Raw genomic sequence first — 15,377 nt, 5'->3', positions numbered from 1 at the left:
TAGGATTCGTTGTATCCGAATTTACGACTGTGGAGTATCATATCAAACCAAAGTAGATTACTATTTATAGTTTCAAAATGGGATACGTTGAAACAGTAATTAAACATGCTTTATAGAGTTTTATAAGGTTTTGGCAACGGTTAAATTCATGGAAAGAGGTATGAATGAAAGGATAAAGAAATTGAGAAAGGAAAGTATTTCCACATGCCCTTTTATATCTATTGAAAGGGCAAAACTTTATACAGAGGCCTATAAAAAATACGAAGGTACTGTCCCTACACCCATATTAAGAGCCTTATCCTTTAAATATTTCATGGAAAATAGGACTTTATGTATCCATGAAGGAGAATTAATAGTAGGAGAAAAGGGACCATCATTACAAGGTACTCCCACCTTTCCAGAGCTTTGCTGCCATACATTAGAAGATTTTCATGTTATGAACTCTAGAAAACATATTTCATTTAAAGTAGATGAACATACTAGAAAAATACAAGAAAAAGAAATAATCCCTTTTTGGGAAAAGAGATCTATTAGACATAAGATATTTGAAAACCTATTCCCTGAGTGGATAGATTCCTACAAAAGCGGTATTTTTACAGAATTTATGGAACAACGTGCTCCTGGTCACACGGTTGGGGACGGTAAAATTTATGAAAGGGGTTTTATAGATTTTAAAAGGGACATAGATGAGTCCATAAATAGATTAGATTTTATGAAGGATAGGGAAGCCTTGTGTAAAAAGCATGAGTTAGAGGCCATGAAAATCTGTTGTGATGCCATTATGATTTATGGTAAACGTTATAGTGCATATGCTAAAGAATTGGCAGCTAAAGAGACTGATAAAAAGAGAAAAGAAGAACTTTTAATCATAGCTAAAAATTGTGAAAGAGTTCCAGCCCATAAGCCAGAGACTTATTATGAAGCCATTCAAATGTACTGGTTTGTCCATGTGGGAGTAACTACAGAATTAAATATTTGGGATGCCTTTAGCCCTGGTAGATTAGATCAACATCTTAACTCATTCTATGAAAAGGATATGGAAAATGACATATTGGATAGGGATTTTGCCAAAGAATTGTTAGAATGTCTATGGGTTAAATTTAACAATCAACCAGCTCCTCCAAAGGTGGGGATAACTTTAAAGGAAAGTGGAACTTATACAGATTTTGCCAACATAAATACAGGTGGAATAACTAAGTATGGATTTGATGGAGTAAATGATGTTAGTTATTTAATATTAGATACTATGGATGAAATGAGATTATTACAACCTAGTTCTAATGTTCAAATTAGTAAAAAAACTCCCCATAAGTTCTTAAAGAGAGCTTGTGAAATATCAAGACGTGGATGGGGTCAACCTGCCTTTTACAATACGGAAGCAATTATGCAAGAACTACTAAATGCTGGAAAATCCATAGAAGATGCCCGTGAAGGTGGAACTAGTGGTTGTGTTGAAACGGGAGCCTATGGTAAGGAAGCCTATATATTAACAGGATATTTAAATATACCTAAAATTTTTGAAATCACTTTATTCAACGGTTATGATCATGTATCTAAAAAACAACTAGGGCCTATGACTGGGAAAGCTTCTTCCTTCCTGTCATTTGATGAATTATTTGAAGCATTTAAAGTTCAACTAAAACATTTTGTAGATATTAAGGTAAAGGGTAACAATATAATAGAAAACCTATATGCTGATTTTATGCCTGCACCGTTTATGTCTATTGTGATTAGTGATTGTATTTCTAAGGGAAAGGATTACAATGGAGGTGGAGCTAGATATAACACAAACTACATACAAGGAGTTGGTATAGGTACTATTACAGACTGTTTATCTGCCATTAAATATAATGTATTTGATAAAAATAAGTTTACTATGGATGAATTATTAGGAGCTATTAGAAATAATTTTGAGGGATATGATCACATTAAAAATATGGTTCTTAATAAAAGTCCAAAGTACGGAAATGATGATGATTATGCTGATTCATTGATGGAAAAAATCTTTAATGCATTTTATGAAGAAGTAACGGATAGACCTAATATGAAGGGTGGAAAATACCGAATAGATATGTTACCTACCACTTGTCATGTTTATTTTGGTTCTGTAATGATGGCGTCCCCTAACGGAAGACTTGCTCATAAACCCGTATCTGAAGGTATTTCTCCAGCTAAGGGCGCTGATAGATTAGGGCCTACTGCCGTTATAAAATCAGCCTCTAAGATGGATCACCTAAGAACTGGTGGAACTTTACTTAACCAAAAGTTCACTCCATCTGTAGTTAAGGATGACGAAGGCCTTGAAAATATGTCTGCTTTAGTGAGAAGTTATTTTAAAATGGACGGACATCATATACAATTTAATGTGGTGGATAAAAAAATACTAATTGATGCACAAAAAAATCCTGATGATTATAAGGATTTAATAGTAAGAGTAGCAGGATATTCAGATCATTTCCATAATTTAAGTAAGAACCTACAAGATGAAATCATAGAAAGAACTGAACAATCTTTCTAGGGAGGAGATAGTTATGAATAAAAGAATAGGATTCATCGGTTGTGGTAATATGGGTGGAGCCATGATTGGTGGAATAATAAAGTCTGGATTAGTCCAACCTAAAAATATTACCGTATCCGATTTAGATGAAAAGAAATTAGATCACATAAAGGATTCTTTAGGTATTAACACCACTACTGATTCTGTAGAATTGGTAAATAAGTCAGATATAATTATATTATCTGTAAAGCCTAATATATATGATATGGTAATAAATAGTATTAAAGATAATTTAACTAAGGATAAGCTAATAGTTACTATAGCTGCTGGTGTGAGCTTAAATCATATGGAAAACCTACTTGGTCCTAATTATAAAATAGTTCGCACTATGCCAAATACACCAGCCCTAGTAAGTGAAGGTATGAGTGCCCTATGCCCTAATAAGAACATATCAAAGGAAGAATTACATATGATAAGGGCCATTTTTGAAAGTTTTGGTAAGGCTGAATTAGTTAAAGAAAGTCTAATGGATTCAGTTATAGGTGTTAGTGGTTCTTCCCCTGCTTACGTATTCATGTTCATAGAAGCCATGGCAGATGCTGCCGTTTTAGGTGGCATGAGTAGGGATAATGCATATAAGTTTGCAGCACAAAGTGTTTTAGGTTCAGCTAAGATGGTCCTTCAGACGGGTATGCACCCAGGTAAATTAAAGGATATGGTATGTTCCCCTGGAGGGACTACTATAGAAGCCGTGTCAGTCCTTGAAAAAGAAGGCTTTAGGTCAAGTGTTATACAGGGTATATTAGCTTGTATAGATAAGTCTAAAAAAATGAGTGGTAATTAAAAAAGAAGGCTTAGCCTTCTTTTTTTTCTAATCTATCTAATATTAAATTATATCCATCTGCCCCATAGCTTAAACATCTATTTATTCTACTTATGGTAGCCGTACTAGTCCCCGTTATTTCTTCAATCTCATTATAAGTTTTCTTCTCCCTTAAAAGCTTAGCCACCTTAAGCCTTTGAGCTAGAGATTGAATTTCTTTTACAGTACATATATCTTCAAAAAACCTATAATATTCTTCCTTACTTTCAAGTAGCATAAATGCATCAAATAATTCATCTATAAATTGACTTTTTAATTTTGAATCATATGCCATTTTATTATCACCTCAACTAATTTTTTATGAGGGCAACTAACAAACACTATTTTGTAAATTTTCGCCCCTTTAAGCTACCTTATATCCTAGAAAAGTCCAATTGCTAGATATGTTTATATTTCTATACCCAATTGCCTTTTCCTTTATTTAATAAAATATTTTTTTAATTATAGATTTCGTACTTTATAAACCAGCTTTATGTGTGCCTATTTCAGAAAAATATATTGAAAATCTTTTCCACCCCAGTCCTTGTCACAAGCGAAAGTGTGAATCTTCGTAGATAGGTTTATAAGTCATGTTGGAGTAGCATAGGATGTTGTGACGTTCCTCAATTCCAAAAATTTTCAATATATTTTCCCTTATAGGCAAGTTAGTGTATAAAGAAATCTTAGTGTTACGAAATCTAGATTATTCCTAACTAATAATCTACCCATTATATTATATATTAAATCAATCTATAATATAAAAAATATAGATTGATAAAATGATTTCATATAAATTTTAAATAAGCTATTGTATTATAGTAAAATTTATTTTATAATATAAACAGTTGATTAACAAATAAGCACAAGTTGGTGATTGTATGACTGAAAGAGAAAGAGAGATTCTAACTCTAATAAGTAAAAATCCCCTAATCTCTCAGCAAGATCTGGCTGATAGATTAGGAATTGCCCGTTCATCTGTAGCTGTTCATATAACTAACCTAATGAAAAAGGGCTACATTAAGGGGAAAGGTTACATCATAAGAAATGAAGAATATGTAACGGTCATTGGGGGTAGCAATATGGATATTAGTGGTTTTCCCCATAATAAATTCCTATTAAATGACTCTAATCCTGGGAACATAAAGTTATCCTTAGGTGGAGTTGGCCGTAATATTGCTGAAAATCTTTCTAAATTAGAAATAGACACTAAATTAATATCTCCCATGGGAGATGACATCTATGGACTTAAAATAATGGAAGAATGTAAAAAATCAGGCATAGACATGAATCATTGTCTATTCCTTAGGGATCATCCCTCTTCCACCTATTTATCCATATTAGATGAAAATGGAGATATGTTAGGTGCCATAGCTTCTATGGATATATTAGACAAAATGTCTATAGATTTTATCCGTGAAAAACAACATATAATTAAAAATTCAAATGTATTAGTTTTAGATACTAATATTCCTGCTGACACCCTTTATTATATTGCATCTAATTTTAAGGATGTGCCCATATTCATAGATCCAGTTTCAACGGCTAAGGCTCTAAAAATAAAGGATTTTATTGGCCTATTCCATACTATTAAGCCAAATAAACTTGAAGCTGAAACTTTATCTGGAATAAAAATAAATAACAATGATGATTTAGAAAGGGTTTGTGACTATTTCTTAGAAAAGGGTGTGTCACAAATATTTATGAGTTTAGGTAATGAAGGTGTCTATTATGCTGATATGAATACTAAGGCCCTACTACCTCCACTAGATACTCATGTGATAAATGTAACTGGTGCTGGAGATGCCTTCATGGCTGGAGTAATCCATTCTTATGTAAAAGGATATGAAATAAAAAAACAAGCCCTCATAGGTAGTGCTGCTGCATCCCTGGCTTTATCCCATGAAAATACTATTAACCCAAATTTATCTATAAATAATATAACTAAAAAATTAAAGGAGCTGAACTTATAATGTATAAACAATATTTAGATATTCACCCAGAAGTTCAAAGGGCACTTGATGAAAATAAACCAGTAGTAGCTTTAGAGTCTACTATCATATCCCATGGTATGCCATACCCTCAAAATGTGGAAACTGCTAAAAAAGTGGAGGGAATAGTAAGAGACAATGGTGCTGTACCTGCTACTATTGCCATTTTAAATGGACGCCTTAAGGTAGGTTTAACTGATGAAGATTTAGAATACCTAGGTAAGGGTAATGATATTTTAAAGGCAAGTAGACGTGACTTACCCTTCATAGTAGCAAAAAAATTAAATGGTGCTACTACAGTGGCATCTACTATGATCGTTGCAGCACTGGCTGGAATTAAAGTATTTGTAACTGGTGGTATTGGTGGAGTTCATAGGGGAGCTGAGACTACCTTTGACGTATCTGCTGATTTACAGGAATTAGCAAACACTAACGTGGCTGTAATCTGTGCTGGTGCCAAGTCAATCCTTGATATTGGTTTAACTCTAGAATACTTAGAAACCCATGGAGTTCCTGTGGTAGGATTTAAAACAGAGGAGTTACCAGCCTTTTATACTAGAAAAAGTGGATTCTCTGTTGATTACAAGGCAGATAGTGAATTAGAAGTGGCTAAGGCCCTAAAGGCTAAGTGGGATCTAGGATTAAAGGGTGGAATGGTCATAGGAAACCCAATCCCTGAAGAACACCAAATGGACTATGATGCCATAACTAAAGCTATTGAAGATGCCTTAGTTGAAGCTGATGAAAAGGGTATTTCAGGTAAGGAATCTACTCCATTTTTACTTGGAAAGGTTAAGGAAATTACTAAGGGTAAGAGTTTAGAATCTAATATAGAATTAGTATTTAACAATGCTCGAGTTGGTTCTAAAATAGCCGTTGAATTATATAACTTATAAATGTAAGAAATGAGGAGTTTAGTGCTCCTCATTTTTTAACATTTTATTTAATATTTCATCCACATGGGACTTTTTACTGTCTGGTATATCTATGTTATATTTTTCATCCTTATAAGATATTGACAAATTATTACTATCTTTTTCATCCCAAGGTGCTATCTCTTCTTCCCATTTGAAAGCTTTTATGTTATTAAATTCTAAAATTTCCCTATACCGCACAATTCCACTCTCATATAAATATATTCTTCTTTCAAAGTCTAGGAGATTTATTATTGTAATGGGAAAGAATATTCCAATAGTTAAATCAAATGGCTCTCCTCCAAAGAAGTAGGAATACATACTTTTAACAAAACACAGGCCTATTATAATAGGCATAATCCATCTGAAATACTTATATACTAAAGGATTTTCAATATAATAATTAGGTTTTGGTAAGACCTTCTTCCTTTTATCTATTATTCTAATAATCACTGTACACCATACTAATCCTAGACCTATGCCCAGGGCCATACTATTATCTCTATAGAAAAAATATGTTATCCCCATTACTAAGGGGGCTACTATATTTATAATATCTTTAATTTTCTTCATCATTTACACATCACCCACATTATCTTTAATTATATTCTCCACATGTTTTCATAAAACCGCTCTCCATATTTTAACAGATAAATATCTAATTGTATACACTTCTCACGTTTAGAATATGCCTTATCTTATTGGGTAACCATATTATAAAAATCATAGAAAGTACTGTACATTATGTATAATATATTTTATTATAGTAGTATGTTCTTTTCCAAATAATGGGTTATCATAAGATTAATTACCATGTAAATAAAATACTATTTGTAAAGGAGTTTACCTAACTATGAATGATAATGATGTTTTCCTTAATGAAGAAGAAATAAAGAAAAAAACAAACCATACAGAACGAAAAGAAGGTGAGCCCACACTGGCTTTTAAAGCTGCCTCTTACTCAGCATTATTAGTAGGGATAGCTACTTACCTACTAGGATTATACAATTCAAAAACTATGGAACTAAATGAAAAGGGATATTACTTTGCAATATTACTATTTGGTCTATATTCTGCTGTATCCTTGCAAAAGGCCGTAAGGGATAGGGAGGAAGGCATATCTGTCACAAAAACTTACTATGGTATTAGTTGGTTTGCATTATTAGTTTCCATCTCTTTAATGGCAATAGGCTTATTGAATGCAGGAAGTATAATTTTAAGTGAGAAGGGTTTTTATGGCATATCCTTCACATTAAGCTTATTTGCATCTATCACTGTACAAAAAAATATAAGAGATACGCAAAGTGCAAGGGAAAAAGAATAATCATACGTAATATTACGTATGATTATTCTTTAATATTATAAGCTTATTCTTCTAGTTCTTCTATAAACCATATACGTGATTGATAGTCACCAGTAATAGGATTTTTTAAATCGCTTCCATTAAAAGAAGGAAACAATAATAGTCCAAAATTCATTAAAACACTTCCTGAAACTGGATAATCCATTCCCGTAACTGTGTATAGTTTTTCCCTATGTAACCCTTCTAATCTTAATCTAAAAAGACCTTCATTAGGTTTAGCTAAAATTTGGTACCATCCAACTATGGCTTGCTTTTTATCAGTGGATGTGACCATCCAGGCTATTTCGTTACCAGTTCCTTCAAAGGGACTAATCAATCTTCTAAAATCTCCCTGTTGTATTAATGATCTATATTTCTTTGATGAAGAAATTTGTTTCTTCACGTGCTCTCTCTCTATCTCCGATAGTTTTCTCACATCTAATTCATATCCAAAAGTACCAAAATAAGCCACATCACCACGCATTTTTAAAGTTGTATTTCTCAACATTTGATGATTTGGAATATCTGAAACATGAGTTCCTATAGAAGATAATGGGTACACCATTGATGTTCCATATTGAATCTTTATTCGTTCTACTGCATCCGTATTATCACTTGTCCAAAATTGGGGAGCATAATATAAAAGTCCAGGGTCAACTCTTCCCCCTCCACTGGCACAAGATTCAAATAGAATGTGAGGATACCTTGAAGTCAGTCTTTCATAAAGATCATATACTCCAAGAATATATCTATGGAATATTTCACCCTGTCTATCAGCCTGAAGATTCCTGCTAAAAGCCTCCGTAATATTCCTATTCATATCCCATTTAATAAAGCTAACTGAAGCATGATCTAGTATTTGTATCAATTGATTATAAATTCCATCTACAACTTCACGTCTAGAAAAATCAAGAACATATTGATTTCTTGAATGGGATTGATTTCGAAGGGGGTCACCTATTAACCACTCCGGATGCCTATTAAAAAGATCTGATTTCTTATTAATCATCTCAGGTTCAATCCACAACCCGAATTTTAATCCCATATCTTCAATCTTCTTAGCAATTCCCTTTATTCCATTAGGCAATTTTTCTCTATTTACATGCCAATCTCCCAAGCCCGCCTTATCATTATTTCGTTTTCCAAACCATCCATCATCAAGTATAAAAACCTCTATTCCTAATGATTTAGCACTTTGGGCTAACTCTAATATTACTTCTTCATCAAAATCAAAATATACAGCTTCCCAACTATTTAATACAATAGGTCTAGGAGAGTCTTGCCACCTCTTTTGAATCAAATTTTTCCTAAATAGATTATGGTAAACTCTACTAAGTTCACCCATTCCTTTATTTGAATAAGCTATTAAAGCCTCAGGAGCTTGAAAAGATTCATGCTCTTTTAACTTCCATCGAAATCCCTCTGGATGTATTCCTCCAACAATTCTAGTCTGATTATCAGCATTTACTTCACCTTGAATGAGAAAATTTCCACTGTATACAAGTGAAATTCCTAAAGCCTCTCCAACTGCTTCCGTTGTATGTTTACGTTTTAGAATAATAAATGGATTTTCATATGCACTAGATGCACCACATCTACTTCCAATCGATTGGATTCCAGGTCTTAATTCAGTTATATGTACATGGCGCTCCCGTGCCCAATTCCCAGAAAGTTGTAACCACTGCCAATCTCCATCGAACAAATCAATGCTCATGCTCATAAGTCTATCTATAAAAACTTCCTGTGTTCCCTCATTAGTTACCTTGGCATTTCTTCCTATTACGGGATAGTCTTTAAATATTGTATAAGTTAAAGTTAGTCTAATACATGCCACCCTATCATAGTGATCAATCTCAAGGGTCTTTCCATCTGCCAAATCAGACACCCAAGTAGAAGGAAGTCCTCCTAGCTTAGGTTTTCCTTCTATAATCCTATGACACTCATATTTAAAATCAATTACCCTACTTCCAGAACTCAATTGAATATCTATGGCTGGATCTCTAAAATCTGTGGTTCCATAGGATGGAAATTCCTGACGCTCTATACTAAGTGAAATTTTTCCACTTCCTTCGCTTAAATAGGGAATTAGTGCCCTATTTTGATCCCTACGAAACATATGTTGTCTTAAGGGCCCATGAATTGGATTTCCCAAATAAAAATGGCCCAAATGTCCATTTTCTAATATTCCCATAATATAACTAAAATTTTTATTCTGTAAATGGAAAATTTGAGTATCTTCATTAAATACTATTTTCAAATCCTCCCACATTTTTATCACCCTTCCTATAGGCATTAGATAAAATTTTTATAACATATATGGTTCCTGATATAATCACTGGTATAAGCCAATTGAATAAAAAAAGCAATAGTACAGCAACTAATAAGATGCCTAGGCCATATAATATTTGTAAAACTCCATGATGAGCTCTGATAAATGTATTTGAATAAAGAGTCTGTAGAGATTTAAATTCTCCTTCACACAATTCCCAAAAGAGTGCACAAGTTAAAAGAACCCACTCGATTGTGACAAAAAGAATAAAGGCCCTCTGTACTATTGCCCATTCCATGAAAAATCTATTGAAAACTGAAAAAATTAGAATTCCCCATATGGATATATTAATTGTACTAAGTAAAGTGTATAGAAAGACATTTTTAAAGTGCTTTAAATACCTACTAACTATTCCATAGGATTCACCTTTTATCCACTCTTCAATGAGCCTTGCTCCCGATACTATGGCTGGCCCAATTGTAAATATGGGGAGTGAAAATACTATAATCAAAGTATTTATTAATATTAAATCATACAGCTTTTCACCCCATGTAAACCATTTGATTTCTAACAAATTCATTACTCCACCTACTTTATGGCACTGTCAACCATACCTTGAACAAAGTATCGTTGCATGAATATATAAATAAGAACTATGGGTAAAATGGCAATCAACGCAGTAGCTGCGGCCCCATTTAAATTACTAGAGTTCTTACTAAAAAAAGACGATACGGCTAAGGTTACAGTACGCATTTCAGGCTTTTGTAGAAAATATAGAGAAAACTGATAGTCATTCCAAACCCATACTCCTGTGAGAATAACAACAGTGGCCGTCACAGGCTTAAGTAATGGTAAAATTATTCTGTAATATATTGATATCCTTCTACATCCGTCAATGGATGCTGCTTCATCTAAATCCTTTGGAATTGTGGCAATAAAGTTAGTATAAAGAAATATGGATAATGGCAATTGGAAAGTTGTAATAACTACAACGATTCCCCAGTATGTAGATATACCTCCCCATTTTGCCATATTAGAATAAAGGGGTACTAACATAGAAAGTGGGGGCACCATCATTACAGCGAGAACTAAATTTAAAACAATAACATTGAATCTACTTTTAATTCTTGCTAAAGGATATGCTGCCATGGCACCTAAAAATACGATGAGTGCTACAGAGCATATTGTAATTATAATACTATTTTTCATTGCTAAAAGAATTTTCCCCTTTCCTATGGCAATTTTAAAGTTATCCATATACAGTTCTTTTGGTATGAACCACCTAGATGAAAAATCTGTCATTGGTTTAAGTGCCATTGTAAACGTAATATAAAAAGGTACGAAGTGGATAGCCCCAATTACCAGTGCCAATATCGTTCTTAAAAAAGTAGGTTTTTTCATGATTTATAATCCACTTCCTTCTCCCTAAATATTTTTTGCATTCCCATACTAACTATCATAATAAATAAAAATAGTACAAGGCCAATTGCTGATGCATATCCAGCACTCTGATTGCCAAAATAAGTATAATTAATAAGTGTTGATAATGAGTGAGATGAGTATCCTGGCCCTCCATTTGTAAGAGCTTTTATCACGTCAAATAGCTTCAATCCCCCAATCAAATTCAAAGTTACCGATGTGGTAATGGCAGGCATAAGTAGTGGTAATGTAATATTTCTAAATTTTTGCCACTCTGTTGCGCCTTCCACATTTGCTGCTTCATAATACATGTTTGGAATTGCCTGAAGACCAGCCAAATAAATTACCATTGATACGCCCACAAATTGGAGAACATTTATTCCAACCATAAGCCATACTGCAATTTTTCCATTGGCAAGCCAATCAACAGGTTCATACCCTAAAAATATTAAAATTTCATTAATAGCCCCACCATCATATTGAACTAGAAAATACCACATATATCCCATAATTACAGCTGCAATCAATACAGGCATATAGATAAATGTTCTAGCAATGGTTCTACCTTTGAATTTTTCATTTAGGATAATCGCATAGCTAAGCCCAAGAACTTGTTGGAAAAACGTAGATCCTACACCATATATCATAGTATTAAAAAATGCTGTCCAAAAATTCTTATCCTTAATTAAATTCCTATAGTTTTCAATTCCAATATATTGAAAACTCTGTGAAAAACCATTCCAGTTAGTAAATGATATGCCAATACCTGATACAAATGGAAATGCAACGAATATTAAGAATAATATGAAGGCTGGTATATACATACAATTAACAGCAATATCTGACTCCAAAAAAGAGTTTTTCAAGCTCTCATCTTTACCTATCTTAGTAGCTTCCATCATATAATCAACTCCTCCCAAAGTCAGGAAGTATAAGGAATACTGAAAGAATCATCAAAAATTTATTTTAACCTCTTGTAGTCCTTTTCCATTTGTTTTGCAGTCTCTGAGCTTGTCATTTCATCTGTCAAAAGACCAGTACCTGTAGCACACATGGTATCCCACATGCCACTTGGCAAATACTCTCTGTCAAAATATGGAAATCCCCTTAAATTAGCATATTTTTCATAATCTCCTTTTAAGCTCTTTGTATCACTTTCAATACCTACTAAACCTGCTGGAAGTCCATTGGCTGAAGCTAATTCACTCATAATTTCTGATTTTGTTAAATAATTTAAGAATCTAAGTGCCTCTTCTTTATGTTTAGAATCCTTCCAAACTCCAATTGCAGTACGTTCACCAGATATTAAAGTAGGAGGATCCTTTGGATCATTGGATGGAACTGGCATAAACCCTAAATCTGCCTTAGGATTCAGCTTCAAAGCTTCTGAAATAACATAATTTCCGTAGAATTCAAATGCCACTTTGTCCAAAGCCAAATTTTTTGCTGAATCTAGATATCCAGAAGATACCTTATCCTTATTAAAAAATCCTTTTTTATTAAATGTAATCATAAGATCTCCAATTGGTTCCCATTTTTTCCAGTCGAAAGATCCATTTTTCAAGGTTTCTCGATAATTATCATCATCCTTTGTAATCAAGAAAGATGGAGCTGTCCAATCAAAGAAATTACCTACAGTCCAGCTATCTTTACCACCCATATGTATTGGTGTGTATCCTGCTGCTTTTACCTTATCACAAGCAAGGATAAAATCATCCCAGGTTTTAATTTCATCTACATTAACTCCAACTTTATTTAAAACAGTTCTATTGTATGCTATTCCTGATAAATCTACATCTATAGGAAGTACAAACACATCACCATTTTTATCTGTAATAACTTTCTCTATTCCTGGATTTAGTCGACTTGCCCACTCTTGTCCTGTCAAAGGCATAAGATATTCACTATAACGTCCTACCGACCAACCATGAGTAGTCCAAAGATCAGGCAAATCATTGGCTGCCATTTTCGTCTTCATCACAGATTCATAGTCAGCAGAGCCAGGTATAAGTTCAACCGTTATATCCGGATTATCTTTTTCGAATTTTTCAATAGTCTTTTCAAAAGTTTCTGTAATAAGTTCTGTTGACTGAAAGTTAATCATAAATTTTAAATTTACTGGTTCACTTGAAACTTGGCTATCCTCTCCTGACCCAACAGATTTAGAACCGCCACACCCCACAAGTAGCATGATGAGCAGTAATGAAATTAAATTCATAAGCTTTACTTTTTTCATAAAATCCTCCTTATTTGTTAGTAGATTTCTTTGATTAAATAAAACTAATATCTCAATTACTATTCTAGTAAATTTTTTCCTTTTTTTCAAGTATTTTTCTGAACATTCCATAAATTCTTAATATTTAATATTTTATTCGCCTTTTCCTTAAATCCATAATGATTAAAACATAAAATGAGGAGCTTAATACTCCTCATTTTTCAATACTTTATTTAATACTCTTTTTACTATCTCAAAGTCATATCCCCTATATACTAGGAACCTTCCTATTTTTTCATATAACTTTCTTTTATCAGTATCCTTTAAATTACTTTTTTTCCTATAAGCTAGTTCTAGGGCATTTTCAAATTCTATTTCTTCATCTAGGGTTTCATCCATTTCCTCTTCTATTATTTTGTCAGATACTCCCTTTTTATATAAGTCCCTTTTAACTCGATTTTTCCCTAATTTTTTACTATTTACTTTACTTTTTATAATATTCTTAGCTAATCTATTATCATTTATAAAATCATATTTTTTCAAGAACTCTAAAACCCTACCTATGGTTTTATCTTCAAATTCATTTTTCTTAAGCCTATCTATAATCTCTTTTTCACTTTTAGAAGAGAACTTAAGTATATGAAGGGCCTTACTTTTAGCCTTCATATAATTTTCTTCTTCCACTATCTCCTTTAATCTGTCCTCATCAATACTTTGTCCCTTCCTTATATAAAGGCTATATACTATCTCATCCTTTACACTCATGGAAAATTTTTCGTCTATGTATATATTTATTCGATCCTCACTTGAGCTAGCTTCTAATTTTGTTATGATTCCCATAATTACTCTCCATTACACTGAACTTTTTTAGTTTTCATGCAGCATCTCTTTTTTTCCCTACATTTTATTGTCTCAGATCCGCATTTTGGACATTCACTATTTTGTGATTCATAGGCTTCTTCAAAATCTTTCCCACATTCATTACAGGTATATTTACATATATTAAAGGTATAATTCCCCCCATGTATCCTTATGGCTTTACCCTGTGTTAAGGCCATGGCCACCTTGCTTCTAGCCTTATCTATTATTAGTTGAAAGGTCTGTCTAGATACATGCATCATTTCAGCACATTCCTCTTGTGATAACTTCTCAATATCCTTTAATCTCATGGCTTCTAATTCTTCAAATTTCAATACTATTTCTTCTATATCTTCCTTTTCTGCTTTATCCGGTACAAAATACCTATCCTCTGGCATAAAAGAAATCCTTCTTAATTTCCTAGGCCTCGGCATCTAAAAACCTCCTTCTTTAATGCCCTTTTTTATTTTATTGCATAATTGTCTTTGTTATTCTTTATTCAATGAAAATATAAATCTATGCTTCCTATATATTTTATTATAAGGTTAATATAAGTAAAAGGCAATTTCATAAAATTACCCCATAGGGATTTCTTGATTTTAAATTTGCCTTATAATCAATAAATCTATACATCATTATAAGAAAAAAATAAGTAAAGGAAGTTTTTAGCTATCCTTTACTTATAGATTTCTGGTGTATAAACTTGCTTTATGCGGGCCTATTTCAGGAAAATATATTGAAAATCTTTTCCACCCAAGTCCTTGTCACAAGCGAAAGCGGTGTTTGTCAATAGAGTTGTCGTATAAAATTTAATCTTTTTGTTATGGTCGATTTTTAAGAAATACACATTTTGAATATTTTACCATTTAATTTTTAAAAAAGACTCACTTATTAAAATATCTATTCTTTGAAAAATTATATTACATCATTTTTAAGCGAATCTTTAATTTCATCTGTTGGATTTAAAGCAACAGCTTTAGGAACGTCCCACTTTCTTATACCTTTATTAAATC

The 15,377-nt window shown here is 32.7% G+C and carries 14 protein-coding genes; 5 read left to right on the top strand and 9 right to left on the bottom strand.

Annotation, left to right across the window (positions count from 1 at the left end; translation table 11 throughout):
• Positions 1-148: 148 nt before the first annotated feature.
• Positions 149-2,518 (top strand): trans-4-hydroxy-L-proline dehydratase, encoded by a 2,370-nt coding sequence (gene hypD, locus N4A57_RS13950; protein ID WP_293658608.1) that lies wholly within the window; start codon positions 149-151, stop codon positions 2,516-2,518.
• A 13-nt stretch (positions 2,519-2,531) separates the two neighbouring features.
• Positions 2,532-3,341, top strand: a complete 810-nt coding sequence (proC, locus tag N4A57_RS13945; protein ID WP_293658607.1) for a pyrroline-5-carboxylate reductase — start codon at positions 2,532-2,534, stop codon at positions 3,339-3,341.
• Positions 3,342-3,351: 10 nt separating this feature from the next.
• Here the strand turns inward: proC and N4A57_RS13940 are convergent, their stop codons facing one another.
• A complete protein-coding gene (locus tag N4A57_RS13940; protein WP_293658606.1) occupies positions 3,352-3,654 on the bottom strand; it encodes a YerC/YecD family TrpR-related protein in 303 nt (100 codons plus the stop codon).
• Positions 3,655-4,237: 583 nt separating this feature from the next.
• Here N4A57_RS13940 and N4A57_RS13935 point away from each other — a divergent pair.
• Together N4A57_RS13935 and N4A57_RS13930 are read left to right on the top strand one after the other, a co-directional pair.
• Entirely contained in the window at positions 4,238-5,329 is a 1,092-nt protein-coding gene (locus N4A57_RS13935) for a PfkB family carbohydrate kinase (RefSeq protein WP_293658605.1), read from the top strand.
• Positions 5,329-6,243, top strand: coding sequence for a pseudouridine-5'-phosphate glycosidase (locus N4A57_RS13930; protein WP_293658604.1), 915 nt, complete (start codon positions 5,329-5,331; stop codon positions 6,241-6,243). Before N4A57_RS13935 ends, N4A57_RS13930 begins: the two co-directional genes overlap by 1 nt.
• An 18-nt stretch (positions 6,244-6,261) precedes the next feature.
• Here the strand turns inward: N4A57_RS13930 and N4A57_RS13925 are convergent, their stop codons facing one another.
• Complete coding sequence (locus N4A57_RS13925) at positions 6,262-6,837, bottom strand: hypothetical protein (protein ID WP_293658603.1); 576 nt, start codon at positions 6,835-6,837, stop codon at positions 6,262-6,264.
• A 277-nt stretch (positions 6,838-7,114) separates the two neighbouring features.
• Here N4A57_RS13925 and yiaA point away from each other — a divergent pair, with 277 nt between their 5' ends.
• A complete protein-coding gene (yiaA, locus tag N4A57_RS13920; RefSeq protein WP_293658602.1) occupies positions 7,115-7,585 on the top strand; it encodes an inner membrane protein YiaA in 471 nt (156 codons plus the stop codon).
• 43 nt (positions 7,586-7,628) lie between these two features.
• On the opposite strand, the gene N4A57_RS13915 is transcribed toward yiaA, so the two are convergent.
• From N4A57_RS13915 to N4A57_RS13885, 7 genes are all read right to left on the bottom strand, one after another.
• Positions 7,629-9,860, bottom strand: a complete 2,232-nt coding sequence (locus N4A57_RS13915) for an alpha-galactosidase (RefSeq protein ID WP_293658601.1) — start codon at positions 9,858-9,860, stop codon at positions 7,629-7,631.
• Positions 9,844-10,452 carry a DUF624 domain-containing protein gene (locus N4A57_RS13910; RefSeq protein WP_293658600.1) on the bottom strand — a complete coding sequence of 203 codons (609 nt, stop codon included), beginning with the start codon at positions 10,450-10,452 and terminating at the stop codon, positions 9,844-9,846. Before N4A57_RS13910 ends, N4A57_RS13915 begins: the two co-directional genes overlap by 17 nt.
• An 8-nt stretch (positions 10,453-10,460) precedes the next feature.
• A complete protein-coding gene (locus N4A57_RS13905) occupies positions 10,461-11,189 on the bottom strand; it encodes a carbohydrate ABC transporter permease (protein WP_293658599.1) in 729 nt (242 codons plus the stop codon).
• A gap of 80 nt (positions 11,190-11,269) precedes the next feature.
• Positions 11,270-12,193 carry a carbohydrate ABC transporter permease gene (locus N4A57_RS13900; RefSeq protein WP_293658598.1) on the bottom strand — a complete coding sequence of 308 codons (924 nt, stop codon included), beginning with the start codon at positions 12,191-12,193 and terminating at the stop codon, positions 11,270-11,272.
• A 59-nt stretch (positions 12,194-12,252) separates the two neighbouring features.
• Complete coding sequence (locus N4A57_RS13895) at positions 12,253-13,527, bottom strand: ABC transporter substrate-binding protein (protein WP_293658597.1); 1,275 nt, start codon at positions 13,525-13,527, stop codon at positions 12,253-12,255.
• A 183-nt stretch (positions 13,528-13,710) separates the two neighbouring features.
• A complete protein-coding gene (recX, locus tag N4A57_RS13890) occupies positions 13,711-14,346 on the bottom strand; it encodes a recombination regulator RecX (protein WP_293658596.1) in 636 nt (211 codons plus the stop codon).
• Positions 14,347-14,348: 2 nt separating this feature from the next.
• Positions 14,349-14,798, bottom strand: coding sequence for a DUF134 domain-containing protein (locus N4A57_RS13885; protein ID WP_293658595.1), 450 nt, complete (start codon positions 14,796-14,798; stop codon positions 14,349-14,351).
• Positions 14,799-15,377: the final 579 nt, after the last annotated feature.

It is taken from the genome of Anaeromicrobium sp., assembly GCF_025210435.1.
Classification (GTDB): Bacteria; Bacillota; Clostridia; order Peptostreptococcales; family Thermotaleaceae; genus Anaeromicrobium.
Note: the sequence above shows the minus strand (reverse complement) of the source record. Positions and strands in the feature narration are given on the sequence as shown.